The organism is Lamprobacter sp. (assembly GCF_034860625.1).
GTDB lineage: Bacteria > Pseudomonadota > Gammaproteobacteria > Chromatiales > Chromatiaceae > Lamprobacter.
The window spans coordinates 1-698 of record NZ_JAYESN010000718.1 but is presented as its reverse complement, the minus strand read 5'-3'; the positions used below and the strand labels follow the sequence as shown (position 1 = coordinate 698).

Genomic DNA, 698 nt, shown 5'->3' with positions numbered 1-698 from the left:
CCAAGCGCATCGATCTCCGCGTCGGTCATCGCCTCCGCGGCGAGCCGTGCCGCCATGCCTTCGAGCGCCTCGCGCAGCTGAAAGATCTCGATCAGCTGCTCGGCACTCAGCTCAACCACGCGCGCACCCAGGTTCGGCCGCCGCTCGACCAGCTTGCAGGCCTCGAGCCGAGCAATCGCCTCGCGCAAGGAGCCGCGGCTCACACCATGACGGCGCGCCAGCTCAGGCTCGCTGATCTTGCTGCCCTGCGGCATCTCGCCTTCGACGATGGCCCGTTGCAGGGCATCGAACAGGCGATCGGTGAGGGTGCCGACAACACACGGCTCAAGCACGATCAGCGCGGGGTCATTCATCGCCTCAGCCAGCAAAGTGTCAACACATTTTGGTTTATTCTCGCCAATTAAGCAGTGAATCTACCAGATCTAACACAATGTGTCGACACTCTTATCTCAGGCCAAGCCACTAACCACTAACCAATAACCACTTCTTCCCGCGAGCGACTGTCGTCTGAGTCCTTCCTGCATCAACAGCAGCGCTGGCAAGCTAGACTAAAGCGAATCCATCCCACCGTAGCCACAAAACCATGCACCGCCATAAACGTCCCATCGGCATCCAAACCTTCCGCAAGATCCGCGAGGACGATTACTACTATGTCGACAAGACCGGCTTCGCGCTGCAGCTGATCGAGGAAGGCACAC

The 698-nt window shown here is 59.5% G+C and carries 2 protein-coding genes; one reads left to right on the top strand and one right to left on the bottom strand.

The window, feature by feature from the left end; all coding sequences use genetic code 11:
- Nucleotides 1–353: GntR family transcriptional regulator (locus VBE63_RS30940; protein WP_323686770.1), on the bottom strand; the 353-nt coding region annotated here is incomplete at its 3' end.
- A 230-nt stretch (nucleotides 354–583) separates the two neighbouring features.
- Between VBE63_RS30940 and VBE63_RS30935 the strand changes: the two genes are divergently transcribed.
- The coding region (locus VBE63_RS30935; protein WP_323686771.1) for an AAA family ATPase at nucleotides 584–698 on the top strand (115 nt) is incomplete at its 3' end.